Origin of the sequence: Parahoeflea alexandrii (assembly GCF_024105735.1) — a bacterium.
In the GTDB taxonomy this organism is placed as follows: Bacteria; Pseudomonadota; Alphaproteobacteria; order Rhizobiales; family Rhizobiaceae; genus Hoeflea; species Hoeflea alexandrii.
The window spans coordinates 1039163-1064227 of record NZ_JAAAML010000001.1 but is presented as its reverse complement, the minus strand read 5'-3'; the positions used below and the strand labels follow the sequence as shown (position 1 = coordinate 1064227).

Below are 25065 nucleotides of genomic sequence, written 5' to 3'. Positions count from 1 at the left end.
GAATTCAGGATGCCCAGACAATGGAACTGATCCTTGATCACGTCAACCATTCCTATGGAGACGTAGAAGTCCTGAACGACATTTCCCTGTCGGTCGGCTCGGGCGAAATCGTCTGCATCGTCGGGCCTTCGGGCTGCGGCAAGTCGACCCTTTTGCGCATTCTGGGCGGGTTGGAAAAACCCGACGCCGGCGCGGCGCTGATCGCCGGGGATCCGCCGGCGGACAGCCTCAACCCGCTGACTTACGTGTTCCAGGATTTTGCCCTGCTTCCCTGGCGCACGGTCGAGGGCAACATCAGCCTGGTGCTGGAAGATCACTCCGTGCGCAAGGACAAGGCGCGCGCCATCATCACCGACGTGCTCGCCCGCACCAAGCTCTCCGAATTTGCCAATGCCTGGCCGCGTCAGCTCTCCGGCGGCATGAAGCAGCGCGTCGCCATCGCCCGGGCGCTGTCGGTCAATCCCGCCGTCATGCTGATGGATGAGCCGCTCTCCGCGCTCGACAGCCAGACGCGTGAATTGCTGATGGACGACCTGATCGAGCTCTGGGGACAGGTTGGCTTTTCCGCCTGCTACATCACCCACAATCTCGCCGAAGCCGTACGGCTCGGCCACCGCATCGTCATGCTGTCGCGCAGGCCCGGAAAGATCCGCGAGATTGTCGACATCGACATTCCGCTGAACGAACGCATCAACCATCCCGCCGAGACCGCTGCGATCCAGCGCCGGCTGTGGGAAGCCATGCGCGACGAGGCCCGCGCCGCCGACCGGGAGCTGTCCGATGTCGCTTGACGCCACCAACGAACTTGGCGCGCAACCGCGCCGCAATGTCAGCGAGCTTCAGCAAAGCGGGAAGATCAAGCCCGTGCCGTTCCGCGGCGGCGGCTTTGTCCACAGCCGCCATCGTTTCATTGCGCCGATCCTGTTCGTCGTGCTCGTCATTCTGTGGGAAATCGGCTCGCAAACCGGCTTCATATCCAACATCGCCCTGCCCGCCCCTTCGGAGGCGGCCGGTGCCATGTCCGATCTGTTCGAGACCGGCATGATCTGGAACCACCTTTCGGCAAGTCTCTACCGGCTGGTGGTCGGCTGGAGCCTCGGCAGCCTGATCGGCGTCTTTGTCGGTCTGGCTATTGCGCTGTTCTCCCTGGTGCGTGCAGGTGTCTCGCCGTTCATCTCGGCCTTGTTCCCGATCCCGAAGATCGCGCTTTTGCCGCTGTTCATCATCTGGTTCGGGATCGGCGAAGGCTCGAAGGTTGCCACCATCCTGTTCGGCGTCTTCTTCCCCACCGTCATCGCCACCTATGGCGGGGTCGACAATGTCGACCGCAATCTGATCCGCATGGGTCAGTCCTTCGGCCTGTCCTGGATCTCGATCGTCCGCAAGATCATCATCCCCGGCGCCCTGCCCGCGATCCTGTCGGGCTTCCGCATCTCCGCCTCGATCGCCATCATCCTTCTGGTCGCGGCCGAAATGATCGGCGCCGAGTTCGGCATCGGCGCCTACATCCTGATGGCCGGCGCGCTGTTTGCCACCGATCAGCTGATTGCCGGCGTGGCCATGCTCTCGGTGCTCGGCCTGACCGTCGGCTGGTTGATCAGCAGGGCCGAACACATGTTGCTGAGCTGGCGCGCCTGACATTTCCCGGTTTGCGGGCCTAAGCAGGTTGTTTGATCCTTGTCATGGACGGACCAGGTCCATGACGGCAAAGCATGGATGAGCTAGCAACCCCAGGAGCATGAAGACAATGGTCGATATGTCAGGAGCCGAACCCGACCGGCTCGAAAACTTTCCTGTCACTTTCTTTGCGGTCATGATGGGGCTTCTCGGACTGACCCTGTCGATCGCCGCAGCGGAAACTGCCGCCGGCTCATCGGCGGGCATTTCGCAGTTCATGCTCGGTGCCGCGGTCGCGGTTTTCGCGGTTCTCGTGTTCTTCTACGGCCTGAAGATCTTCCGCCACCCCGGGGCGGTTCGCGCCGAGTGGAACCATCCTGTCCGCATCGCCTTCTTCCCGACGATCTCGATCTCGCTTCTGCTGCTGGGCACCGCGCTGGCACCAAATGCGCCCGGCGCCGCCTACGTGGTCTGGAGCATCGGCGTTGCCGCCCAGGCCATGCTGTCTCTGAGCGTCGTGGCCAACTGGATCGGCCACAGGACGTTTCAGGCCATCCACCTTTCGCCGGCCTGGTTCATCCCGGCCGTCGGCAACGTGCTGGTGCCGCTCGCCGGCGTCCGTTTCGGTGTGATCGAGCTGTCATGGCTGTTCTTCTCGGCCGGGCTGCTGTTCTGGGTTGTGCTGCTGACACTGGTCATGAACCGGCTGATCTTCCACGAACCCCTTCCCGCCCGGCTGATGCCGACGCTGGTGATCCTGATCGCCCCGCCGGCCGTCGCCTTTGTCGCCTGGGTGCGGCTGACCGGAGAGGTCGACGCCTTCGCCCGCGTGCTTATCAACTCCGGCTACGTCTTTGCCCTGATCGTGCTGACCCAGGCGCCGCGGTTCTTCCGTCTTCCGTTTGCGCTGTCCTGGTGGGCACTGACCTTTCCCGTTGCGGCACTCTCCGTGGCCTCGTTCCTCTTCGCCCACGAAACCGGCTCTGCCGGGCATCGCCTGATTGGGTTCGCGCTGACGGCTTGCCTGGCGCTCGCCGTCGCCACGCTCGTGGTGCGCACGGCCCAGGCCATCCGCGCCAAACAGATCTGCCGCCCGGAGTAACGGGCAGGCAGACCCCGGGACAACACCCCTCAAAACAAAAGGACGCCCGGATGGCTGCATCCGGGCGTCCTCAAAAGCTTCTCGCCGCATGGGCAAAGACTGGTTATTCGGCAGCTTCACCCCTTGCCGCTGGCAGATCGCGCTTGTTCCCAAGGCCGACACGCGCCTTCATGCGCTGCCACCAGGCGATCACCTTGCTGTCCTTCGAACGGGTGACGATCATCAGCAGGGATGGCGTCACCACCAACGTCAGGATGGTCGAGAACGCAAGTCCGAAGACGATGGCGCTCGACAGCGAGATCCACCATTGGGTCGACGGCGCGCCATAGGTGGTCTCGTGCGCCATCAGTTCGAGATTGAAGCCAAAGGCAATCGGCAGCACGCCCAGGATGGCGGTGACGGCGGTGAGCACCACCGGCCGTGCTCGCTCGCGGCAGGTTTCGAGAATAGCGTCGAGCTTGTCGCTGCCCTCGCGCCTGAGATGATCATAGGTGTCGATCAGCACGATGTTGTTGTTGACCACCACCCCGGCAAGCGCAATCACGCCGATACCGGTCATGACTATCCCGAACGGCTGTCCGGTGATCAGAAGCCCCAGGAAAACCCCGATGGTCGACATGACCACGGCCGATAGCACAAGTGCCACGGAGAGGAAGTTGTTGAACTGGGCCAGCAACACGACAAAGATCAGGAACACCGCAGCAGCTGCGGCCTTGCTCAGGAACTCTCCCGCGGCTTTCTGCTCTTCATCTTCACCCGCCAGCTTCCAGCGGATGCCCAAGGCATTGAGATCGGCCTTCTCAAGTTCTGCGACGATACCCTGACGCAACGGATCGGCCTGGATACCTTCGGCTATCCCGGCAGAAACGGTGATCGTCCGCACCCCGTCGATCCGGGTGAGCGTTCCAACACTTGCCGCAGGCTCCCGGGTTACAAAATTCGAGATCGGGACAGAACCCTGGCTGGTTTCGATCCTGAGATCGTCGAGCGTGGCAAGCGTGCGCCGGTCCTCCGGCAGCCTGAGCCTGATATCGACCGCATCGTCGGCGCCCGCCGGCCGGTAGTCGGTCAGCTTCAGCCCGGTGGTGACAAGCTGCACGACCGTTCCGACCGAGGCCGGGCCTATGCCGTAGCGCGCGGCAACCGAACGGTCGACCCTGATTTCCCAGTCGACGCCTGGCGGCGGCAACCCGTCGGAAATGTCGATCACGCCCGGCGTCTGCTCGAGTTGCGCTGCAACCTGCCGCGCCACGTCGGAGAGGCCGGCCGGATCGACTGCCGACAACTGGATCTGGATGGCCTTGCCGGTCGGCGGACCACCCTCGGGCACCAGAACCTCGATATCGACGCCCGGGAAACCTGTCAGTTCACGCCGGAAATCATCGAGAATTTCACCCGCGGGCTTGCGCTCGCGCCAGTCGACGAATTCGTACTGGATCACGCCCACGACGTCTGCGGCCACATCATTGCCGCCGCCACTGACATTGCCGACGCGCGTATACACGCTTGTCAGGCCGGGCCAGCCGATAATCCTGTTCTCCACCATGCGAACCGCGGCATCCTTCTCATCAAGCGACAGGTTGCCCCGCGCATGAACGTAGAGAAGGCCGTAATCGGGCTCGACATCGGGGAAGAACTCGACGCCATTGCCGTACTTGCCGTAGGCCACCGGCACCACGATCAGTGCCGCCATGGTGAAGAAAACAACGAGGAACGGATGCCTGACCGCCCGCGCCACGAACCGCATGTAGAGCCCGTCGCGCTTGGGCCCGTCCTCGACGATCGGCTTGGCGAACATCGCGCCCAGCGTCGGCGTGAACACGAGGGCGTAAAGCAGCGATGCCGACAGCGTCGCAATCAGCGTGATCGGCATGTATTTCATGAACTCGCCGACCATGCCCGGCCAGAACAGCAGCGGCGAGAAGGCGGCGACACGGGTCAGCGTCGCGGCAACCACCGGCCCCGCCATGCGCTTGGCCGCGAGCGAGAACGCCTCTTTACGGTGCATGCCCTCGCTCATCCGGCGTTCTGCGAACTCGGTGACGATGATCGCGTCATCGACCAGCATGCCCACCGCCAGGATCAGGCTGAAAAGCACAACGATGTTGACCGTCAGCCCGGCAAGCGACAGCGCCAGGATGCCCATCAGGAACGACGCCGGAATGGCAAAGCCGATCAGCAGGGAGGCCCGGCCCGAAAGCGCGTAAAGGATGACGATGAACACCAGGATGACAGCGGTCAGCACCGAGTTCTGCAGGTCGCTCAGCAATTGCCGGATCGAGGTCGACTTGTCCTGGCTGAAACCGACGACCGCGCCTTCCGGCAGCAGCGCCTTGAAGTCGTTTGCGACAATTTTCACCGCATCCACGGTCTCGATCAGGTTCGCGCCCGTCCGCTTGGACACTTCGATGGCGATTGCCGGCTTGCCGTTCAGCCGGGTGATGGTTTCCGCATCCTTGAAGGTGGAGCGGATGGTGGCGAGATCGCGCGCCCGCACCACTGCGTTCGACCCCGCTATGATCGGCAGGTTGGCAACATCTTCGGCAGTCTCGATGAGGAGAGGAACCTTGACCGCATAATGGCCTTCGACGCCTTCAAGAGCACCGGCGGCAACCACGGAATTGGAAGCATTGACCCCGGCGATCAGCTGGTCAAGCTGCATCCCGTAAGACTGCAATTTGACCGGATCGATGATCACCTCGACCAGATCGTCGCGCGCACCCTGCAGCGAAGCATCGAGCACGCCATTGACTTCCTCGATCCGGTCGCGAAGTTCGCGTGCCGCGCGGGTCAGTGCACGCTCGGGCACATCGCCCGCAAGCGTGACCACCAGAACCGGAAACTCGGAGATATTGACCTCGTTGACCGTGGGCTCGTCGGCACCCTGCGGCAGGTCGGGCTTGGCATCCGAAACCTTGTTGCGGACATCATCCAGCGCCTTCGAAAGATCGGCACCGGCCATGAATTCGATGACCACATTGCCGCCGCCCTGATAGGCGGTCGACCGCATCTCCTTGATGCCGGTGATGTTCTTGAGCTTGGTCTCGACCGGCCGGAGCAGCAGCCGCTCTGAATCCTCCGGAGAAATGCCCGAGTAGTGCAGAGAAACATAGATGATCGGGATCTGGATGTCAGGCTCGGCTTCCTTCGGAATCGAGATATAGGACATCGTTCCCGCAACGATCAGGAACAGCAACACCGCCAGCGTCAGTCGCGCATTGCGGATCGCGACGTCGACGAAATTCATTGCGATTGCTCCGCCATGTCGCCGGTCGCACCGGTGATCAGGCTGTTGTCGGCGGCAACCGCATTGACGGTTTCACCGTCGCTGACGAGGTCCTGCCCCGCAACAATGATCCGGGCGTCCTGCGGCACGCCGCTCAACACCAGGCCCGCGGGCGAATCGTCGATCAGGTCAATCGGCACGAAACCGACAGTGCCGTCGCCATTGAGAATGCGCAGGCCGAGATTGCCGGCGGCGTCCAGCGTCACCACCGAGCGCGGCAGCTGGACCGCTCTGACGGGTTCGGACTTGATCATGATTTCCGCGGTCATGCCGGCGGGTATCTTGCGGTCCGGGTTGGCAATCGCGACCTCGATCGGGAACGTCCTGGTGCCCGATGTCGCCTCGAGACTCACATGGCGCACGATGCCGGAAACGATATCGCCGCTGATCAGGCGCACATCGGCCTCGCTACCGACTTTCACCTGTGAGATTTCCCGTTCGCTCACTTCACCGAGCGCCACCACCGGATCAAGCTGCAACAGCACCGCCGCCGCTTCGCCCGAAGGCAGCCAGCTGCCCTCCTCGACCATCACCTGGTCGATGATGCCGGAGAACGGTGCAACAACGGTCAGCCGATCGAGTTCGGCTTGTGCCGTCTCCAGTTGCGAGCGCGCCGAGGCCAGAGCCGAACGGGCGCTGTCGCTCTGTGTGGTCGGCGAGATACCTTCCTTGACCAGACGCTCGATGTTTTCCGCTTCTTTCTCACGCTGGTCGAGCAAGGCCCTGGCGGTATCCACCATTGCCTGCTTCTCGGCCGCTTCAAGGATCAGCACCGCGTCGCCGACCTGGACCGTGTCACCCTTCTTCACCTTGAGCTCGCCCAGGATTCCGGCGCTGCGCGTTGCGAGCGTCGTGCGCTTGTCAGGCGTGGTCACTCCGGAAATCCGGATGATACGGTTGTGCTCGATGAAATCCGGCTCCAGCACCGCGACGGTCCGCAGCACCTTCTCCGGCGCGGCTTCGGCCTGCACCGGCTTCGGCTCATCACCCGAAACATCATTTGCAGCACTGCCGATTGACGAGAACTCGCCCGTCAGCACCCATGCGGCGGACACAGCCAGCACCACGAATGCTGCGACGGTATGAAACCTTGGCTTGGCCATGATACCTGCTTTCAAACTTTTTCCGCGCAAAGGCACGGTCGTAAATGCGCCACCCAAAACCGCGCATGGCGGAGACTATTCGACTAAGGTCGGATAGCTGCGGCTGCTGCTATATAGTGACTTAGCCAAGTCCGAAAAAGCACAATGGCCAAGAAATGACCGCTGCGGGGCCATTGTTCTTTGGCCGTGGCTTCACTGCAACATATAGCTGTTCTCAAATATCAACCGCACTTCAGGCGCGCCGGCCCTGCCATCTGCCGAACTAGGGCAGCCGCATGGTCTCGATCAGCTCAACATCGAAATCACGGCAGATCTTCCGCACCCTGTCATCCGGACACTGATCCGTGACGAAGGTGTCGACCTGCTCGAGGTGACCGATGCGGACAGGCGCTGTCCGTTCGAACTTGGTCGAGTCCGCCACAAGGATCACCTGACGCGCATTCGCAATAATGGCCTGCGCCACCTTCACTTCCCGGAAATCATAGTCGAGCAGCGCGCCGTCGGGATCGATCGCCGAAGTGCCGATCACCGCGTAATCAACTTTGAACTGGCGGATGAAGTCCACCGCCGCCTCGCCGACGATGCCGCCATCCGACGCGCGCACCACGCCGCCCGCGATCACCACTTCGAACTGGGTGTAGGGGCGCATCCTGTTGGCGACATTGATGTTGTTGGTGATGATCATCAGCCGCCCGTGGCGAAGCAAGGCCTGGCTCACGGCCTCGGTCGTGGTGCCGATATTGATGAACAGCGAGGCGTTGTCAGGAATAAGTGCCGCCGCGGCAGCCCCTATCGCCTGCTTTTCCTCCGCGGCAATCTTGCCGCGCTGCGCATACTCCATGTTCTGGGTGCTCGACGGAATGACGGCGCCGCCATGAATGCGGGTGAGCAATTGCCGCTCGCACAGATCGTTGAGATCCTTGCGGATGGTCTGCGGCGTCACATCGAAGCGCTGGGCCAGATCATCGACAAGGACCCTGCCCTCGGTCTTCGCAAGTTCAATGATTTCCGTGTGGCGTGGTGCGAGGTACATCAGCATCGTTTTTCCGGACTCACCTGTTTCACATCCAGTGTAAAACGAAAGAAACGAAAACCACAATGCGGGCGGGGACGACGGTGTCGAGTTGTCCAGTGCCGGTCAGAAACGGTCGGGCCGCACCACCTCGACGTCGGAGATGGTGATCACCCCCATCTGCGTACTGACCACGTCGAAGATATCGGTGAGCACACGATCGAGATCCTCCTCGTCGAGCACCACGACAACCAGCACCATCTGGCCGGCATCGCCAATCATGCCTTCCCGGTCCCAATCGCCCTCCGATCCAGACCCTGAAAGCGCCGGAAACACCGTGTATCCCTTCACGCCGGCGCTGGCGAGATGACGTTGCACTCTCTTCAGGATGGGCCGTTCGCAGATGATCCGGATCTGTTTCTTCGCAAAAGTCTGCATGGTCATCTCCGCGTTAGCCGGCCGCCATCTGAGCCAGGGCGATATAGGCAGGTATGCCGATGGTCAGGTTCATCGGGAAGGTTATACCCAGCGACAGGGTAAGATAGATCGAAGGCCGCGCCTCCGGAAGAGCCAGGCGCAGCGCCGCCGGCACGGCAATGTAGGAGGCTGAAGCCCCCAGCACCATCAACAGCGCCACACCGCCGGTCGACAGGCCGATTGCAAGCCCGGCGGCCATCGCGAACACCGCGCCGACATAGGGCATCAGCAGGCCGAACAGCACAAGGCCCGGGCTCATGTGCTTCCATCCCGAGCGGATTCCGCGTCCGGCGACCGCGCCCATGTCGAGAAGGAACAGGCACAAAACGCCCTTGAAGGGATCGACGATGAACGGACCGATATCGGCGAGCCCCTTGGGTCCCGCCAGAAAGCCGATGACGAATGAGCCCACAAGCACGACAACCGATGAATTGAGCATCACCTCGGTCATCAGCCCCTCCTGCCGCCCGCCAGCCTTGCTCGCGGAACCGCTTCCCGACCGGCCCGCATGGGCGAGATAGAGCGCGACAAGGATCGCCGGTGTTTCCATGACAGCGGCGACGGCGACCAGGTAGCCTTCGAAACTCAGGCCTGCCAGCCGCAACGCCTCGCTTGCCGCCACGAAAGTGACGATCGAGATCGAGCCGTAATGGGCGGCCACCGCCGCGCGGTCGACCCGGTCGAGCCGGGCCATCACCGTCAGCAGCCCGAAAGCCACCAGTGGAATGAGCGCAGAAAGCACGATGCCCGCAACCAGCGCCAGCACGATGTCGACACCGAGACCGTGTTCGTTGACCGCCACGCCGCCCTTGAAGCCGATGGCGAGCATCAGGTAGATCGACAATGTTTTGGCCACGGCCTCGGGCAATGTCAGATGCGAACCGGCTATCGTGCCCAGGAAACCGAGCGCGAAAAACAGCACCGCCGGTGACAGCAGGTTTGCGCTCGCCAGCGCCAGAACATCTTGCATTGAACGTCAAAGCCCCTCTTGACTGCCCCTTCTGGCACCGCGTTTAGCGACAATGGGCCGGAAGTTCCAGCCTGTTGCAACTCAAACCTCGTGTCGGGTGCATTTCAGCCCAGCGCGGTGCGCCGCCGGAGGATATCCGCAAAGAACAAGGCGGCGTCATGTGGCCGATCCGTCTCGCGGGTGATCAGCCCCACCGCCCCCATGGTGGTGCCCGTGTCGATCGGCAATTCGACGAATTCGCCGGAGCCGAGTTCCGCCGCGACCACGCCGCGCGAGATGATCCAGATGGCGTTCGTGGATCGCAGAAAGGCGCGTCCGAAACTGTCCGAAACGGTTTCCACCGCCTGGACCGGCGGCGCCATGCCCTGCTCCAGCATCACCCGCTCGACGAAGGGATGAATGATCGAACCCGCCGGAGGAACCAGCACGGGATGACGGGAGAGAATATCCGCCGCCACCTGCCGCTGTCCCGCCAGCGGATGCCTGCTGGAAACAATGAACACCACCCGGTCGCGGTAAAGCTGCTCGAAGCGCAGACTTGCCATGTTTTCGGGCGCCGGCATCCGGCCCATCACCAAGTCGAGATCGCCCTTGCGCAACTGGTCAAGCAGAACCCGGTTTTCCCCGGTTGTCACCATCAGCGGACTTTTCAGGCCGGATGCCAGGAAATCAGCCACGGCCCCGGGCATGATGGTGGCGGACACGGTCGGCAACGCACCGATGCGCACCGGCGGCCCGGCCACCGTGGCCACATTGGCAAGCGCCGCGATGCCGCCGCGCACCGCCGCAAGCCCGGAACCGGCATGGGACAGGAAAACTTCCCCCTGATGCGACAGGCGGATGCCGCGGCCATCCCGCTCGATCAGCGGCGTGCCGACAATCTGCTCCAGTTCGCGAATGGTGCGCGTTACCGCCGGCTGCGTCAGCGACAGGGTGATCGCCGCCCGGCCGACGCTCTTCTGCCGGGCCACTTCGACGAAAGCCTCCAGATGGCGGATCTTGATGCGTCGCGAAATATCCATATCGATGTCGCTATAATTATTGCGATGAAAAATCATTATTCATTTCCATTCCAATATGTAAACCTGTTCATGGATTGGCGGGGAGGAACTCATGACGGAAACCAAGTCCAGTGGTGAACGCACACGCCGTGCGGTGCTGGGTGACGCCCATGTCGACCGTGCAATAGCGGCGAAGACCACCTTTGATGCTCCCTTTCAGGACCTGATCACCGCAAGCGCATGGGAAGGCCTGTGGTCGCGCCCCAATTGGAGCAAGCGCGACCGCTCGATTGTCACCATTGCGCTGCTGGCTGCCCTCGGCCATGAGGAAGAGGTCGCCATGCATGTCCGCGCCACGGCAAACACCGGCGCGACGGAAGAAGACATTTGCGAGGCGCTGATGCACGTGGCGATCTACGCCGGCGTGCCTGCGGCAAACACCGCTTTTCGCATTGCAAAGCGAACACTGGCGGAGATGAAATCGACATCGGGAGGATCCGGGGCATGAAAAACAGCAGGCCACAAGCAGCCAATTACTTCCCCAGGGACCGGGCATGGCATCCGCAAGCCTACGCACCGGGCTACAAATCGTCAGTGCTTCGCGCACCCCAACGGCCGCTGATCGCTTTCGCCAACACGCTGTCGGAAACCACCGGCCCTGCCTTCGGCCACGACCTGATCGGGCCGCTCGACAACGACCTGACGCTCAATTTCGCCCAGCCCGGCATGAGCGCCATCGGCGAACGCGTGGTCGTCCAGGGACGGGTGATGGATGAACGGGGGCAGCCTGTCCCCAATGTCCTGCTCGAATTCTGGCAGGCCAATGCCGGCGGCCGCTACCGGCACAAGAAGGACAATTATCTGGCACCGCTCGACCCCAATTTCGGCGGTTGCGGACGGACCGTGACCGGCGATGACGGCACCTATGCCTTCCGCACCGTGCGGCCCGGCCCCTACCCGTGGCCGAACGGTCCGAACGACTGGCGTCCGGCGCACATCCACATTTCGGTCTTCGGCCACGCCTTTGCCCAGAGACTGATCACGCAGATGTATTTCGAGGGCGATCCGCTGATCCCGCGCTGCCCGATCGTTCGCACCATCAATGATCCCGCGGCCATCGACATGCTGGTCGCCCGGCTCGACATGGATGCATCCGCGCCGATGGACTCGCTGACCTATCGCTTCGACATCATTCTGCGCGGCAGCCGCTCGACCCTGTTCGAAAACCGCTTGGAGGGCAACTGACATGACCAATGTGACACCGGGACCGCTCTACCCCTTCAAGGAATCGCCGTCGCAGACTGCTGGTCCGTACGTGCATATCGGCCTTACGCCGAACTTCTGTGGCATTGAGGGCGTCTACGACCAGGATCTCGGCATCGCCATGGTCTCCGACAAGACAAGGGGTGAGCGCATCACCGTTGAAGGCCGCGTCTTCGACGGTGCCGGCACACCGCTCAAGGACGTTCTGGTCGAGATCTGGCAGGCGGATACCGACGGCCTCTACAATTCGCCAGCCGAGCAACGCGGCACCGCCGACCCCGCCTTCACAGGCTGGGGACGCTGTGCGGCGGACCAGACCACCGGGCATTTCCGTTTCGAGACAATCAAGCCCGGCCGCGTTCCGTTTACCGATGGACGTCTGCAGGCGCCGCACATCAACATCTGGATTGTCGCACGCGGCATCAATCTTGGCCTCAACACCCGGATCTATTTCGAGGACGAGGCCGATGCAAACGCCGCCGACCCGGTGTTCGAGCGTTTCGAGCACAAGGACCGGGTGGCAACGCTGATCGCCAGGGGCGGCAATGGCAAATACAGCCACGACATCCACCTGCAGGGTCCGCAGGAAACCGTGTTCTTCGATATCTGAAAGAGAAGCAGGCCATGGCACAATTCATGACGCTGTCCGAGGCGGTAGCGCAAAACCTCAACTCCGGCGACACCGCCGCGTTCGAGGGGTTCACCCATCTTATTCCCCATGCCAGCGCCCATGAAGCGCTGCGCCAGGGGATCAAGGACCTCACCCTGGTCCGGATGACCCCCGATGTGGTCTACGACCAGCTGATCGGCATGGGCGCGGTCAAGAAGCTGATCTTCTCCTATGCCGGCAATCCCGGCGTCGGTCTGCTCAGGCGCTTGCGCGATTCGGTCGAAAACGGCTGGCCGCACGCAATCGAGATCGAGGAACATTCCCACGCTGCCATGGCCAATGCCTATGAGGCCGGTGCCGCAGGTCTGCCCTTTGCCGCCTTCCGCGGTTACAAGGGCGCGGAACTGGCCAAGGTCAACCCGAACATCCGCTCGGTAACCTGCCCGTTTACCGGTGAGGAACTGGCAGCCGCGCCGGCGATCCGGCCGGACGTGACTTTCATCCACGCCCAGAAAGCAGACCGCAAGGGCAATGTGCTAATCGAAGGCATTGTCGGCGTGCAGAAGGAAGCCGTGCTCGCGGCCAAGCGCTCGGTCGTCACTGTCGAGGAGATCGTCGACGATCTCCACGCCCACCCCAATGCCTGCGTGCTGCCCGGCTGGGCCGTCACCGCCATCTGCCTCGTCCCCGGCGGCGCCCATCCGTCCTACGCCCACGGCTACTATTCGCGCGACAATGCAAGCTACATCGCCTGGGACAAGATTGCCGCGGACCGCGATACGTTCCTCGCCTGGATGAAAGACAATGTTCTCGACGCAAGGCCCGAGGATTTCGCCGACCGGATCAAACATCTCAGGAGCGCGGCATGAGCGACACCGACTTCACCTCCAATGAAATGATGACGATTGCGGCGTCCCGCGCGCTCAAGAACACCGATGTCTGCTTCGTCGGCATCGGCGCACCGTCGGCGGCCTGCAACATCGCCCGCCTCACCCATGCGCCGGACGTGACGCTTATCTACGAGAGCGGCACCATCGGGACCGCGCCGCAGGTGCTGCCGCTGTCGATCGGCGACGGCGAACTTTGCGACACGGCGGTCACCACCGTCTCGGTGCCGGAAATGTTCCGCTACTGGCTTCAGGGCGGACGCGTCACCGTCGGCTTTCTCGGTGCCGCCCAGATCGACCGTTTCGGTAACATCAACACCACCGTCATCGGCGACTACGACCAACCCAAGACCCGCCTCCCCGGTGGCGGCGGCGCACCGGAGATCGCCTCCTCCTGCGGCGAGATCTTCATCACGCTCAAGCAGTCCAAGCGCGCCATGGTCGACAAGATCGACTTTTATACCAGCTTCGGCCACGGCGAAGGCGGCGACCATCGCCAGCGGCTGGGAATTGCCACCAAGGGGCCAACCCTAATGGTTACAGACCTTGCGGTCTGGAAGCCTGATCCTGTAACACGTGAGTTCACCGTGGTCTCGATGCACCCCGGCGTGACGCGCGAAATGGTTCAGGCGGAATGCGGCTGGACCGTGCGGTTCGCCGACAAGCTCGAGGAGACCCCGGCGCCAACCGGGATCGAGCTGTCGACGCTGCGCGATCTCAATGCACGCACCAAAGCCGCCCATTCCGGCGGCAAAACCGGAGAAGCCGCCTGATGGCCGAAGCATTCATCTGTGATTATGTCCGCACCCCGATTGGCCGTTTCGGCGGCGCCCTGTCCAGCGTTCGCGCCGATGATCTGGGCGCGATCCCGCTGCGCGCCCTGAAGGAGCGCAACGCCGGTGTCGACTGGGAAGTCATCGAGGAGGTCTACTACGGCTGCGCCAACCAGGCAGGCGAAGACAACCGCAACGTCGCCCGCATGGCAACGCTGCTGGCAGGACTGCCGGTCTCGGTTCCCGGCACCACGCTCAACCGGCTCTGCGGCTCGGGCATGGATGCGGTGCTGGCAGCCAGCCGCATCATCCGCTCCGGCGAGGCAGAGCTGGTGCTCGCCGGCGGCGTCGAAAGCATGTCGCGCGCGCCTTTCGTCATGCCCAAGGCCGACACGGCCTTTTCGCGCAATGCCGAAATCTATGACACCACCATCGGCTGGCGCTTTGTCAATCCGCTGCTCAAGTCCCAGTACGGCGTCGATTCGATGCCCGAGACCGGCGAAAATGTCGCCGAGGATTTCGGCATCAGCCGCGAGGACCAGGATAGCTTTGCGCTGCGCAGCCAGACCCGCGCCGGCAAGGCCCAGGCATCCGGCCGCTTCGACAAGGAAATCGTCGCGGTGGAAATTCCGCGCCGCAAGGGAGATCCGATCGTTGTCGACACCGACGAGCATCCACGCCCGGATACCACGCTCGAACAGCTGGCAAAGCTCAAGGCCCCGTTCCGCGCCGGCGGCTCGGTCACCGCAGGCAACGCTTCCGGCGTCAATGACGGCGCGGCAGCGCTGATAATCGCCAGCGAAGCGGCTGCGAAGAAGCACGGGCTGACCCCGATCGCCCGCATTCTCGGCGGCGCCACCGCCGGTGTCGAACCGCGGATCATGGGCATCGGCCCGGCCCCGGCAACCCAGAAACTTTGCACCCGGCTTGGCCTGAAACCATCCGACTTCGGCGTGATCGAACTCAACGAAGCCTTCGCCAGCCAGGGCATCGCCGTCCTGCGCCAGCTCGGGCTTCAGGAAGACGCCGAGCACATCAACCCCAATGGCGGTGCCATCGCGCTCGGCCACCCGCTCGGCATGTCCGGCGCCCGCATCACCGGCACCGCCGCACTCGAACTTGCGGTCCGCAACGAAAAGCTGGCGCTTGCCACCATGTGCATCGGCGTCGGTCAGGGCATCGCCATCGCCCTCGAGCGGGTCTGATATGGACGCTGGCGAACACCGATGGGCGGCGGGGCTCTACAGCGATCCCAAGATTGCTGAATTGTTCTCGGACGCCCCCCTGTTCGCCAGCTTCTCACGTTTCGAGCAGGCCCTGATCAAGGGACTTGCCAAGGCAGGGCTGGTCGCAGCGGCCGACGCTGAGGACCTGGCGCGCCAGATCGGCGACTTCGCACCCGATGGCGCGGCGATCGCTGAAGCCGGCATTCGCGACGGCGTTCCGGTTCCGGAATATGTGCGCCAGTTGCGCGCCCATGTTTCCGGCCCGGCAAAACCGATGCTGCATCATGGCGCTACCAGCCAGGACCTGATGGATACGGCGACGATCGAGGCGCTGATATCGGTCAATGTCATTTTTGCGGAACGGCTCGACGCGCTGTTGCAGCAGCTTGACGAACTGTCCACCCGGTGCGGAAAGAATGAGCTCCAGGCCATCACCAGGATGCAACCTGCCGTGTTGTTCCATGCCTCCGAACGGATCGCCACGTGGCGGCAGCCCTTGTCGGCCCTGCGCGAACGGCTACCCGCGCTGAGAGAGCAGACCGGCGTGCTGCAATTCGGAGGCGCCGTTGGCGATCTCCAGGCGCTGGGAGACAACGCAGCGACTGTAGCCCGCTCGATTGCAAGCGAATTGGGCCTTAGCTGGCCCGGGCACAGCTGGCATTCCGACCGTGGTCCTGTCATCGCACAGGCCAACTGGATGTCTGAACTCACCGGCACCCTGGGCAAGATCGGTCAGGATGTGGCGCTGATGGCGTTGCGGGGGGCTGATGACATCCGCATTTCGGGTGGCGGCTCGTCATCGGCCATGCCGCACAAGCAGAACCCGGTCACCGCCGAACGTCTGGTTACCATGGCCCGTTTCAACGCCACGCTGATCTCCGGCATGCACCAGGCCCAGATCCACGAACTGGAGCGTTCCGGGGCTGCCTGGATGCTGGAATGGATGATCCTGCCGCAGATCTGCGAGACCACCGGGACCAGCCTTTCAGCAGCTCTCGCTCTCATCCAGTCGATTGAACACATGGGGAAATCCGCATGAAGACCTTGTCCACTCAAGTCTGCATCATTGGCGCAGGCCCCTCCGGCCTGCTGCTCGGCCAGCTGCTGCATGACATCGGTATCGAGACGCTGATCCTGGAGCGCTCGAGCCTCGATCATGTGCTCTCGCGTGTTCGCGCCGGAGTGCTGGAGCAAGGGACCGTGAAGCTGCTCGAAGCTGCCGGTGCAGGCGGACGGATGCATGCAGAAGGCCTGCCGCATGACGGCTTTGCCATCACCTGCGAAAACGACACCCATCGCATCGACCTGGCCAAACTGACCGGCGGCAAGAGCGTCATGGTTTACGGCCAGACCGAGGTGACCCGCGATCTCGTCGAGCGCCGCAAGGACACCGGCGGCATCAGCCATTACGAGGTCGAAGACGTCCAGCTTCATGATTTCGACGGCGACAAGCCCCATGTCACATGCCGGATCGACGGCGAGGACGTCCGCATCAATTGCCGCTTCATAGCCGGCTGTGACGGGTTTCACGGCGCCAGCCGCCGCTCTGTTCCCGAAGACTCCATTCGAACCTTCGAAAAGGTCTATCCGTTCGGCTGGCTCGGCATTCTCGCCGATGTTCCGCCGGTGAGCCATGAACTCATCTATGCCAGCCATTCCCGCGGCTTCGCGCTCTGCTCGATGCGTTCGAACACGCGCAGCCGCTACTACATCCAGTGCAATGCCGGTGACAGCATCGAGGCCTGGTCGGACGATCAGTTCTGGGCCGAGCTGCGCCGCCGCCTGCCCCCCGAAACGGCGGAAACCATGATCACCGGGCCGTCATTTGAAAAGTCCATCGCGCCGCTCAGGTCCTTCGTTGCCGAACCGATGCACTTCGGCAGCCTGTTTCTCGTCGGCGATGCGGCACACATCGTGCCGCCCACCGGCGCCAAGGGTCTTAACCTGGCTGCCTCCGATGTCCATTACCTGTTCGAAGGTCTGCGCGGCCATTTCCTCGAGCGCGACACCGACTTGCTCGATGCCTATTCCAGCCTCGCACTCTCAAGGGTCTGGAAGGCGGTCCGGTTCTCCTGGTGGATGACCACCATGCTGCACCGTTTTCCCGAGCAGGCCCCGTTCGAAGCTCGCATTCTCGAAACCGAGCTCGCCTACACGCTTGACTCCGAGGCGATGAAAACGGCGCTTGCGGAAAACTACATCGGCCTGCCTTACTGAAGCCGGTTTTCCAACGTTTGTTCAGCTTGCATTCAGCAGACCATGGCAATGATGGACACATTATTGTCGCTCAAGCCGCAGGTTGACCACATGACGACCAAGATCCGCATCCGCCCCGCTGCAACCTTCCTCGCCGTGGCACTGATGAGTGCCGCGCCGATATTTGCTGCCCCGGCCTTTGCCGATCGGTACGGCGGTCAACGCATGGTCCTTGTAACGGTCGACGGCGAGTTGATGCGCAACATCCCCGAAGCCGGCTCCGTGCGGATCATCATTGACAACCAGGGCCGCAGGCTGCTCGTCGACAACTGGAACCAGGTGATCGGCTTCGAGATCCCGGCCTGGCAGTATCAGGAGCAGAACGGCGGCAGCCAGCGTGACACGCGACGTGGCATGGACAACCTCATCGATCAGTCCGGTTTTCCGGAACCGCCATCGGCTCGCGAGCAGGCCTCGCAGGACATCTTTCCCGATGCACCGCGCGCCCGCATAGAGCGCCGCGACCTCAACCCGATGACCGGAACCGTGCCGACGCGGCCGAAAATCATCGAAGTCCCGGCAGTCGAGGAACCCGCGCAACCGCGTGCCGAAAAACCGGCCAAGCCTGAAAAGAAGGCTCCCGCCCTGTCCAAGGCGCAGGTCTCCGCACTCCAGGTCTATCTTGACCGCAACGGCATTTCGCCCGGCGTCATCGACGGCCGCATGGGCTCCAATGTGGCAAAGGCGCTCGACGCCTGGTTCGAGGCCACCGGCGAACGGCTCGACCCCGCCGACACCGACCTGATCGTCAGCCGCCTGGCCGCTGAAGGCGGACTGGCTTTCACCACCTATGAAATCACCGCCGAGGACGCCGCCGGTCCGTTCATCGCCTCGGTCCCCACCGACTACGCCGAGAAGGCGCGGCTGGAACGTCTCGCTTTCACCTCCACATCGGAGATGCTTGCCGAACGGTTCCACATGGACGAAGCCTATCTCAAGGAACTCAACCCGGGTGTCGATTTCAGCCTTCCCGGCGTCCGGATAAAGGTTGTGGCAACAGGTCGGAAGAAGACCGGAAAGGTCACGCGCATCATTGCCGACAAGGCCCGCAAGCAGGTTCGCGCCTATGACGCCGGCGGCAAGCTGCTTGCGGCCTACCCGGCCACCATCGGTTCCAGCGACACGCCTTCGCCATCGGGTGACGTGACCATCGAACGTGTGGCCCACAATCCCGGCTACACCTACAATCCCAAGATCAATTTCAAGCAGGGCAACAACGACAAGATCCTGCAGGTTCCGCCAGGACCCAACGGCCCTGTCGGAACAGTCTGGATCGCGCTCTCCAAGCCGACCTACGGCATCCACGGCACACCGGAACCCTCGGCCATCGGCAAGACCCAGAGCAATGGATGTGTCCGGCTGACCAATTGGGACGCCGAGGAACTCGCCGGCATGGTCACACCCGGCGTCACCGTCAGTTTCATTGAGTAAAGCGAAGCACCGGCGCGAACGAATATTCGCACTCGCTTGAATGCCTTGAAAAGCAGATGCATGGGGCTCTGAACGGAATCAGGATGCGAGCAAGAGCGAGGCCGGCCGGTCAAATGCCTCTCGCCCGACCTGCCCAACCGATTATGGCCAGGAAACACTGATCTCAGTGCGGCCAAGCGATAAAGCGCGTGCGCACTCAACCGTCGCTACCATGAACCATTCGCAATCGCTTGTATGAGAGTAAAATCAGGCACTCGCCAAGCTTGTCGGAATCAACATCGCAAGAAACGCGAGGATACACTTCCCACCATCAGGAGTTGATGTCTGCACTCTTCAGCGGTGCTGATCGACCAGGATCGGGTTGCCGTCAGGATCCATGATCATGAAGCTTGCCGGCCCGGTGCTCGCCTCATCCGCCTCCGCCTTGAACGCGACGCCCTTGCTCTTGAGCTGCTTCTGCAACTCGCGGACGTCGGTGAACTCTTCGAGCGGCTCTGCCTTCTCGCGCCAGCCAGGATTGAAAGTAAGCATGTTCTTTTCGAACATGCCTTCAAACAGACCGATCACGCAGCCGCCATTGTGCAGGATCAGCCATCCCTGCGCGGCGTCCCCACCGAAGGCCTGGAATCCGAGTTTCTCGTAAAACGCTCTCGATGCCGCCAGGTTCTTGACGGCAAGGCTGAGGGAGAATGCACCAAGCTCCATTGCATCGTTCCTTCCTGAGATCTGCAATCGGGATCGTCTCGGTCAAAGTGTAGACGCATGACATATCAATCGGCAAACCGATTGATGGGACCGGACTGGCAGCGAGGGCATGAGGTCTGCGGTTTAGCCCGGCTGGCTCTCGAGCCATGACCGGATCAGCCCCGCCACCAGATCCGGCTTCTGGTGGCAGATCCAGTGATCGGCGTCCCCCACATGCTCGACCGTCAGATCTGCCGCGTACTCCTCGAGCCCTTCGATGCATTGCGGCAGCAGCGCGGTGTCATTGTCACCCCAGATCAGGAGATGCGGGCAGCGCACCTGCAGCCTGTCCTTGCGCAAAGCCGGAACATCGCTCAGTGCCTCGCCCGGAAGCGCGACCTTGAGCGGCGAAGCCCTGTACCAGTTGATCATCGCCTTCAGGCGCCCGGGGCGCGACCATTCCGCCTTGTAGAGTTCCAGCCTCTCCCCGCTCAGCCAGCTCAGGTCCATCTTCGCGGAAAACAGTTTCATCAGGCTTTCGAAGTCATTCGCGGACAGCTTGTCTTCAGAGCCTTCGGCGCGCAGGAAGCGAATGTACTGGGAGGCGCTGGTCTGAGCCCCGCCGGCAGCCAGTTCGCGCTGGAATGGCGCCGGGTGGACACCGTTGATGATGATCAGCCGCGATACCAGCTCCGGGCGGAACATCGCCAGCCCGTAAGCCGTCGCAGCACCCCAGTCGTGGCCGACCACCGTGACCTTCTGGTCCAGGGTGTCAATAAGCGCAGCCATGTCTCCGACCAGTTCGCGCATCTCGTAGGCCTCGACCTCGGGCGGAGCCCAGCTCTGGCCGAAACCGCGCTGGTCGGGAGCGATACAACTATAACTGTCGGCAAGCCGGGACGCGACCTCGCCCCATGCTCCGCTGTATTCGGGAAAACCGTGCAGGAACAGCAAGACCGGAGTCTCTTCCCTGCCCCACTCGAGATAGTGGAAAGGCTGGCCGTTCAAGTCGACAAAACGATGGCTGGCGTCCTGCATCACATCTCCTGACCTATTGCTCCGGTCGGGCGGAGGTTACCGGCATACCGACGGTCTTTAAAGCCGGCCTGGCCTCAACGCCCAGGAAACCGGACTATTGGCTCAGTGTCCGCCGCACTGCATCGCGCCAGCCTTTCAGCTTGGCGTTGCGGGTCTTGTCGTCCATCTCCGGCTTGAACTGGCGGTCACGCGCCCAGGCCTTGGCAAAGGCCTTCTGCTTGGGCCAGACCCCGGCCCGCTGGCCTGCAAGCCATGCGGCACCCAGCGCCGTCGTCTCCAGGATTGTCGGCCGGTCAACCGGCGCATCCAGAATGTCGGCGAGCCGCTGCATGGTCCAGTCGGATGCGACCATGCCGCCGTCGACACGCAGCACCGTCGTCGCGCCCGAGCTTTTCCAGTCCTTGCGCATCGCATCGAGCAGATCGCGGGTCTGGTAGCAGACCGCCTCCAGCGCCGCCCGGGCAAACTCGGCCGGGCCCGTGTTTCGTGTCATGCCGTAGATCGCGCCACGGGCCTCGGCATCCCAGTGCGGCGCGCCGAGCCCCGTGAATGCCGGCACAAGATAAACATCCTGGGTCGGATCAGCCTCCGCCGCGAGATCACCGCTGTGCTCGGCCTTCTTGATTACCTTGATGCCGTCGCGCAGCCACTGGACTGCTGCGCCCGCGATGAAGATAGAGCCTTCCAGCGCATAGGTCACCTTGCCGTCGAGCCGGTAGGCCACCGTGGTCAGGAGACGGTTCTTCGAACGAACCATGTCTTCGCCGGTATTGAGCAATGCAAAACAGCCGGTTCCATAGGTGGATTTCAGCATGCCCGGCTCGAAACAGGCCTGACCGATGGTAGCCGCCTGTTGATCGCCGGCCACGCCGAGGATCGGGATCTCCGCACCGAACAGCGACTTGTCGGTGACACCGAAATCCGCCGCACAGTCTTTCACTTCCGGCAGCATGTCAGCAGGAATCCGAAGGATCTTGAGAAGCTCGGCATCCCATTCCTGGGTTTCGATGTTGAACATCAGGGTTCGTGACGCGTTGGTGGCGTCGGTAACGAAGGCCTTGCCGCCGGTCAGCCGCCAGATCAGGAAAGTATCGATGGTGCCGAAGCACAATTCCCCGCGCGCCGCGCGTGTCCTTGTCCCCTTCACGTTGGCCAGCATCCACGACAGCTTGGTTCCGGAGAAATAGGGATCGAGCAGCAGCCCGGTCTTGCGGGTGAAAGTCTTCTCGAGATCCTGCCGCTTGAGCTTGTCGCAATAGGATGCGGTCCGGCGGTCCTGCCAGACGATTGCGTTGTGGATCGGCTTGCCGGTTTCGCGTTCCCACACCACCACCGTCTCGCGCTGGTTGGTGATGCCGATCGCGGAAATGTCCGCGGCCTCGACACCGGCATTCTTCAGCGCCTGCCTGACCGACCAGACGACCGTTTTCCAGATCTCCTCCGGATCATGCTCGACCCAGCCCGATTGCGGATAGAATTGCGTGAATTCCTTCTGACCGGTGCCGGCGATCCGCATGTCCGCGTCGAAGACGATGGCGCGGCTCGATGTGGTGCCCTGATCAATTGCGAGAATGTATCCGCTCATGTTGTCCTCCCATGCTGGTCTCATATGAGCCGGATTCGGGCCGGGGGAAAACCCCGCCAGGTCCGGCTTCAAAACTATGCAGCCTGCTTTTCTTCCATATAGGCATCAAGTGCTGCCACCTGGTCCCTGTCGAGGCGGAGCCCGCGCTTGGTGCGCCGCCAGATCACGTCGGCGGCCTCCACCGCCCATTCATGAGCTATCAGGTAGTCAACCTCCAGCGCATAGAGGCCGTAACCGAAATGCTGCCCGAGATCCTCGCGACGCTTGGCGTCGCCAAGCATGGCCCACGCTCTTGTACCGTATTGCCGGACATAGCGCCTTGCCTGTGCGGGATCGAGCAGCGGATAGTCCTGTTGCAGCCGCGAAACCTCCCGGTCGAAGCCATCCGCAGCGAAGTCTCCGCCCGGCAAAGCGGCCCGATGGGTCCAGCGCCCCGATTTTGTGCCGAGCCGCTCCTCGATCAGTTCCAGCATCGATTCCGACAATTTGCGATAGGTCGTGATCTTGCCGCCGAAGATGTTGATCAGCGGCGCGCCTTCTGCCGGATCGGGCTTGAGCACATAGTCGCGGGTGGCTTCCTGTGCCGCCGATGCGCCATCATCATAGAGCGGGCGCACGCCCGAGTAGGTCCAGACGATGGAGGATCGCTTCACTGGCGTGGCGAAATACTCGCTCGCCGCCGCGCACAGATATTCGATCTCCGCATCCGTGATGGCGACGTCTTTCGGATCGCCCGTATAGTCCTCGTCAGTGGTACCGATCAGGGTGAAATCCTCTTCGTAAGGCAGCGCGAAGATGATCCGTCCGTCGCCATTCTGGAAGATGTAGGCGCGGTCATGGTCGTGCAGCTTCGGCACCACGATATGGCTGCCCTGCACCAGCCGCACATTATGCGCGTCGTTGCGGCCGACGACGCCCGACAGGATCCGGTCGACCCATGGACCGCCGGCGTTGACAATCAGCCGCGCCCTGACGGTTTCCTGCGCACCAGTTGCCCGGTCGGCAATCGTGACTTCCCACACGCCATCCTTGCGCTCCGCCGAAATCACCTCGGTCCGGGTTCGGATCACGGCGCCCCGATCCGCCGCGTCGCGCGCATTGAGCACCACCAGCCGCGCGTCGTTGACCCAGCAGTCGGAATACTCGAAGCCCTTGGAGAACAGCGGCTTCAGCGGCTTGCCAATTATCGAAGTCTTGAGGTCCACCGTTTTCGTGCCCGGCAGCAGCTTGCGGGTTCCGATATGGTCGTAGAGAAACAGGCCCAGCCGGAGCAGCCACGCAGGCCGCATGTCGGTGTGATGCGGCAACACGAACCTGAGCGGCCAGATGATGTGCGGCGCATTGGCAAGCAGCACTTCGCGTTCGCTCAAGGCTTCACGCACAAGCCGGAATTCATAATATTCGAGATAGCGGAAACCACCGTGGATCAGCTTCGACGACCAGGACGAGGTACCCGAGGCCAAATCATTCATTTCGGCGAGAAACACGGAATACCCCCGGCCGATCGCATCCCGGGCAATGCCGCATCCATTGATGCCGCCGCCGATGACGAAAACGTCGTAGAGCCTGTCGTCCGCCATTGGGGTCCCCTGTCCCGCGCCTCCTGCTCAAATTTTCTAATTCGAAACAATTGCGAATGTCAAAAGAAAACAAACGAAAGCGCTTCAATCCAGAGCGCCCTAAATTAGTGGAGTTTCAGAGCAGGGTTTCCGCAATCAGCAGCCAGAGACCGGTCGAAACCGCGGCCAGGGCGGTTCCGATCGTCATGGAGGTCGAGGCCAGCCGCTGTCCGGTCCCCAACCGGCTGGCGATCAGCCACGAGTTGACCCCGGCAGGCAGCGAGGCAGCCGCGACCGCGACCTTTGCCTGCAGCTCCGGCAGACCCAGCAGCAGGGCCATGCCAAGCGCCACGGCCGGCATCAGCAACAGCTTCAGCGACACCAGCGCCAAAGCCTGCCGTACCTGTCCGCGAATCCCGTAGCCCCAGAGCGAAACACCCATTGCAAACAGCGCAAGCGGTCCGGCAACACCGGCAAGGGTCGCGATCACGCGATCGGCGATCGCGGGAATTTCCAGTTCGGAAAGCCGCGCCAAAAGGCCCGCGACAATCCCGATGATCAGCGGATTGGAGATGAGCTGGCGGAAAAAGCCGGTCACCAGCGTGACCACCGATTTCGATGCCACGCCTGCACCATCGCGCTTGAGCGCCCACTCGAACAGGATGATCGAGGCCGCCATCATCACCGGTAGGTGGATCGACACGATCTGCGACAGGATCGCCAGCCCGGCTTCACCGTAAACACCCGACATGAACGGAATGCCGAGCAGCACCAGATTGGAAAACCCCGCCGTCACCCCGGCGACGACCCCTGAACGCGCATCCCGGCCGAAGCCCGACCGGATGACCATATGCGCCGAACTCCAGGTCACGAAGATCGCGGTGAAATAGGTCACCCACAGCGCCCACGGCGCCCCATGGTCGAATGTCGCCGTGGCGATGGTGCGAAACAAGAGCAGCGGCACCGCGATGGTGAAGACGAAATCAGACAACCCGTCACCGGTCTCGGGCTTCAGCACCCGAAACGCCGCCGCACCATAGCCAATGGCAATCAGCGTAAAGACAACGAGGATGGTTTCGGCAAAGGGAGGCATTGCGGGGGGACTCAGAAGCGTGGCGGGAGTTCCGTCATAGACCGTGTGGACCGTTGACGCAAAACACCGTCCGGCAAACCGCGAAAGTCAAA

23 protein-coding genes are annotated in these 25065 nt (G+C 62.4%); 12 read left to right on the top strand and 11 right to left on the bottom strand.

The features are described from left to right. The first annotated feature begins 20 nt into the window (after positions 1 to 20). From GTW23_RS04920 to GTW23_RS04910, 3 genes are all read left to right on the top strand, one after another. Complete coding sequence (locus tag GTW23_RS04920; protein WP_152008052.1) at positions 21 to 791, top strand: ABC transporter ATP-binding protein; 771 nt, start codon at positions 21 to 23, stop codon at positions 789 to 791. After that, positions 781 to 1638: an ABC transporter permease gene (locus GTW23_RS04915; protein WP_152008051.1), complete on the top strand. Its 858-nt coding sequence runs from the start codon at positions 781 to 783 to the stop codon at positions 1636 to 1638. The genes GTW23_RS04920 and GTW23_RS04915 overlap by 11 nt, the downstream gene beginning before the upstream one ends. 109 nt (positions 1639 to 1747) lie before the next feature. Then, a complete protein-coding gene (locus tag GTW23_RS04910; RefSeq protein WP_252914844.1) occupies positions 1748 to 2719 on the top strand; it encodes an SLAC1 anion channel family protein in 972 nt (323 codons plus the stop codon). A 103-nt stretch (positions 2720 to 2822) separates the two neighbouring features. Here the strand turns inward: GTW23_RS04910 and GTW23_RS04905 are convergent, their stop codons facing one another. From GTW23_RS04905 to pcaQ, 6 genes are all read right to left on the bottom strand, one after another. Continuing rightward, the gene (locus GTW23_RS04905) at positions 2823 to 5966 is read right to left on the bottom strand and encodes an efflux RND transporter permease subunit (protein WP_152008050.1); all 3144 of its coding nucleotides are present in this window, start codon (positions 5964 to 5966) and stop codon (positions 2823 to 2825) included. After that, positions 5963 to 7123: an efflux RND transporter periplasmic adaptor subunit gene (locus GTW23_RS04900; protein WP_324288526.1), complete on the bottom strand. Its 1161-nt coding sequence runs from the start codon at positions 7121 to 7123 to the stop codon at positions 5963 to 5965. Before GTW23_RS04900 ends, GTW23_RS04905 begins: the two co-directional genes overlap by 4 nt. A 247-nt stretch (positions 7124 to 7370) precedes the next feature. Beyond that, entirely contained in the window at positions 7371 to 8141 is a 771-nt protein-coding gene (locus GTW23_RS04895) for a DeoR/GlpR family DNA-binding transcription regulator (RefSeq protein WP_152011451.1), read from the bottom strand. Between the two features lie 105 nt (positions 8142 to 8246). Further along, positions 8247 to 8558: a DUF190 domain-containing protein gene (locus GTW23_RS04890; RefSeq protein WP_252914843.1), complete on the bottom strand. Its 312-nt coding sequence runs from the start codon at positions 8556 to 8558 to the stop codon at positions 8247 to 8249. Positions 8559 to 8571: 13 nt separating this feature from the next. Continuing rightward, the gene (locus tag GTW23_RS04885) at positions 8572 to 9567 is read right to left on the bottom strand and encodes a sodium-dependent bicarbonate transport family permease (RefSeq protein ID WP_152008048.1); all 996 of its coding nucleotides are present in this window, start codon (positions 9565 to 9567) and stop codon (positions 8572 to 8574) included. Positions 9568 to 9671: 104 nt separating this feature from the next. Then, positions 9672 to 10625: a pca operon transcription factor PcaQ gene (gene pcaQ, locus GTW23_RS04880; protein ID WP_252914842.1), complete on the bottom strand. Its 954-nt coding sequence runs from the start codon at positions 10623 to 10625 to the stop codon at positions 9672 to 9674. Positions 10626 to 10680: 55 nt separating this feature from the next. On the opposite strand from pcaQ, the gene pcaC reads away from it, so the two are divergent. The 9 genes from pcaC to GTW23_RS04835 are packed head-to-tail and all read left to right on the top strand — an operon-like array spanning position 10681 to position 19014. Next, positions 10681 to 11076 (top strand): 4-carboxymuconolactone decarboxylase, encoded by a 396-nt coding sequence (gene pcaC, locus GTW23_RS04875; RefSeq protein WP_152008046.1) that lies wholly within the window; start codon positions 10681 to 10683, stop codon positions 11074 to 11076. Beyond that, the gene (gene pcaH / locus GTW23_RS04870; protein ID WP_252914841.1) at positions 11073 to 11813 is read left to right on the top strand and encodes a protocatechuate 3,4-dioxygenase subunit beta; all 741 of its coding nucleotides are present in this window, start codon (positions 11073 to 11075) and stop codon (positions 11811 to 11813) included. The genes pcaC and pcaH overlap by 4 nt, the downstream gene beginning before the upstream one ends. 1 nt (position 11814) lies before the next feature. Continuing rightward, positions 11815 to 12441 (top strand): protocatechuate 3,4-dioxygenase subunit alpha, encoded by a 627-nt coding sequence (gene pcaG, locus GTW23_RS04865; RefSeq protein WP_252914840.1) that lies wholly within the window; start codon positions 11815 to 11817, stop codon positions 12439 to 12441. Positions 12442 to 12455: 14 nt separating this feature from the next. Beyond that, on the top strand, positions 12456 to 13310 hold the full coding sequence (locus GTW23_RS04860) for a CoA transferase subunit A (protein ID WP_252914839.1): 855 nt from the start codon (positions 12456 to 12458) through the stop codon (positions 13308 to 13310). Further along, positions 13307 to 14101: a CoA-transferase subunit beta gene (locus GTW23_RS04855; protein WP_152008042.1), complete on the top strand. Its 795-nt coding sequence runs from the start codon at positions 13307 to 13309 to the stop codon at positions 14099 to 14101. The genes GTW23_RS04860 and GTW23_RS04855 overlap by 4 nt, the downstream gene beginning before the upstream one ends. Next, on the top strand, positions 14101 to 15306 hold the full coding sequence (gene pcaF / locus GTW23_RS04850; protein WP_252914838.1) for a 3-oxoadipyl-CoA thiolase: 1206 nt from the start codon (positions 14101 to 14103) through the stop codon (positions 15304 to 15306). Before GTW23_RS04855 ends, pcaF begins: the two co-directional genes overlap by 1 nt. Position 15307: 1 nt before the next feature. Continuing rightward, on the top strand, positions 15308 to 16366 hold the full coding sequence (locus tag GTW23_RS04845; protein ID WP_252914837.1) for a 3-carboxy-cis,cis-muconate cycloisomerase: 1059 nt from the start codon (positions 15308 to 15310) through the stop codon (positions 16364 to 16366). Between the two features lie 5 nt (positions 16367 to 16371). Further along, positions 16372 to 17544: a 4-hydroxybenzoate 3-monooxygenase gene (gene pobA / locus GTW23_RS04840; RefSeq protein ID WP_252915568.1), complete on the top strand. Its 1173-nt coding sequence runs from the start codon at positions 16372 to 16374 to the stop codon at positions 17542 to 17544. Positions 17545 to 17592: 48 nt separating this feature from the next. After that, positions 17593 to 19014 carry a L,D-transpeptidase gene (locus GTW23_RS04835; protein WP_152008039.1) on the top strand — a complete coding sequence of 474 codons (1422 nt, stop codon included), beginning with the start codon at positions 17593 to 17595 and terminating at the stop codon, positions 19012 to 19014. 333 nt (positions 19015 to 19347) lie between these two features. Here GTW23_RS04835 and GTW23_RS04830 read toward each other — a convergent pair whose 3' ends face one another. The 5 genes from GTW23_RS04830 to GTW23_RS04810 form a co-directional block, all read right to left on the bottom strand. Then, the gene (locus tag GTW23_RS04830; RefSeq protein WP_252914836.1) at positions 19348 to 19719 is read right to left on the bottom strand and encodes a VOC family protein; all 372 of its coding nucleotides are present in this window, start codon (positions 19717 to 19719) and stop codon (positions 19348 to 19350) included. A gap of 123 nt (positions 19720 to 19842) precedes the next feature. After that, positions 19843 to 20736 (bottom strand): alpha/beta fold hydrolase, encoded by an 894-nt coding sequence (locus GTW23_RS04825; protein WP_252914835.1) that lies wholly within the window; start codon positions 20734 to 20736, stop codon positions 19843 to 19845. 94 nt (positions 20737 to 20830) lie between these two features. Then, positions 20831 to 22321, bottom strand: coding sequence for a glycerol kinase GlpK (glpK, locus tag GTW23_RS04820; RefSeq protein ID WP_252914834.1), 1491 nt, complete (start codon positions 22319 to 22321; stop codon positions 20831 to 20833). Between the two features lie 74 nt (positions 22322 to 22395). Beyond that, complete coding sequence (gene glpD, locus GTW23_RS04815) at positions 22396 to 23901, bottom strand: glycerol-3-phosphate dehydrogenase (protein WP_252914833.1); 1506 nt, start codon at positions 23899 to 23901, stop codon at positions 22396 to 22398. A gap of 115 nt (positions 23902 to 24016) precedes the next feature. After that, on the bottom strand, positions 24017 to 24973 hold the full coding sequence (locus tag GTW23_RS04810; RefSeq protein WP_252914832.1) for an AEC family transporter: 957 nt from the start codon (positions 24971 to 24973) through the stop codon (positions 24017 to 24019). Positions 24974 to 25065 lie beyond the last annotated feature (92 nt).

Excerpts from the sequence above, each read along its gene's own strand:
- GTW23_RS04855 (WP_152008042.1), top strand. The coding sequence starts at position 13,307 with ATGAGCGACACCGACTTCACCTCCAATGAAATGATGACGATTGCGGCG.
- GTW23_RS04825 (WP_252914835.1), bottom strand. The coding sequence starts at position 20,736 with ATGCAGGACGCCAGCCATCGTTTTGTCGACTTGAACGGCCAGCCTTTC.
- GTW23_RS04905 (WP_152008050.1), bottom strand. The coding sequence starts at position 5,966 with ATGAATTTCGTCGACGTCGCGATCCGCAATGCGCGACTGACGCTGGCG.
- pcaG (WP_252914840.1), top strand. The coding sequence starts at position 11,815 with ATGACCAATGTGACACCGGGACCGCTCTACCCCTTCAAGGAATCGCCG.
- GTW23_RS04835 (WP_152008039.1), top strand. The coding sequence starts at position 17,593 with ATGATGGACACATTATTGTCGCTCAAGCCGCAGGTTGACCACATGACG.
- GTW23_RS04915 (WP_152008051.1), top strand. The coding sequence starts at position 781 with ATGTCGCTTGACGCCACCAACGAACTTGGCGCGCAACCGCGCCGCAAT.
- GTW23_RS04810 (WP_252914832.1), bottom strand. The coding sequence starts at position 24,973 with ATGCCTCCCTTTGCCGAAACCATCCTCGTTGTCTTTACGCTGATTGCC.
- glpK (WP_252914834.1), bottom strand. The coding sequence starts at position 22,321 with ATGAGCGGATACATTCTCGCAATTGATCAGGGCACCACATCGAGCCGC.
- pcaF (WP_252914838.1), top strand. The coding sequence starts at position 14,101 with ATGGCCGAAGCATTCATCTGTGATTATGTCCGCACCCCGATTGGCCGT.
- GTW23_RS04885 (WP_152008048.1), bottom strand. The coding sequence starts at position 9,567 with ATGCAAGATGTTCTGGCGCTGGCGAGCGCAAACCTGCTGTCACCGGCG.
- pcaC (WP_152008046.1), top strand. The coding sequence starts at position 10,681 with ATGACGGAAACCAAGTCCAGTGGTGAACGCACACGCCGTGCGGTGCTG.
- GTW23_RS04890 (WP_252914843.1), bottom strand. The coding sequence starts at position 8,558 with ATGCAGACTTTTGCGAAGAAACAGATCCGGATCATCTGCGAACGGCCC.
- pcaQ (WP_252914842.1), bottom strand. The coding sequence starts at position 10,625 with ATGATTTTTCATCGCAATAATTATAGCGACATCGATATGGATATTTCG.
- GTW23_RS04910 (WP_252914844.1), top strand. The coding sequence starts at position 1,748 with ATGGTCGATATGTCAGGAGCCGAACCCGACCGGCTCGAAAACTTTCCT.
- GTW23_RS04845 (WP_252914837.1), top strand. The coding sequence starts at position 15,308 with ATGGACGCTGGCGAACACCGATGGGCGGCGGGGCTCTACAGCGATCCC.
- GTW23_RS04895 (WP_152011451.1), bottom strand. The coding sequence starts at position 8,141 with ATGTACCTCGCACCACGCCACACGGAAATCATTGAACTTGCGAAGACC.
- glpD (WP_252914833.1), bottom strand. The coding sequence starts at position 23,901 with ATGGCGGACGACAGGCTCTACGACGTTTTCGTCATCGGCGGCGGCATC.
- GTW23_RS04830 (WP_252914836.1), bottom strand. The coding sequence starts at position 19,719 with ATGGAGCTTGGTGCATTCTCCCTCAGCCTTGCCGTCAAGAACCTGGCG.
- pcaH (WP_252914841.1), top strand. The coding sequence starts at position 11,073 with ATGAAAAACAGCAGGCCACAAGCAGCCAATTACTTCCCCAGGGACCGG.
- GTW23_RS04860 (WP_252914839.1), top strand. The coding sequence starts at position 12,456 with ATGGCACAATTCATGACGCTGTCCGAGGCGGTAGCGCAAAACCTCAAC.
- GTW23_RS04920 (WP_152008052.1), top strand. The coding sequence starts at position 21 with ATGGAACTGATCCTTGATCACGTCAACCATTCCTATGGAGACGTAGAA.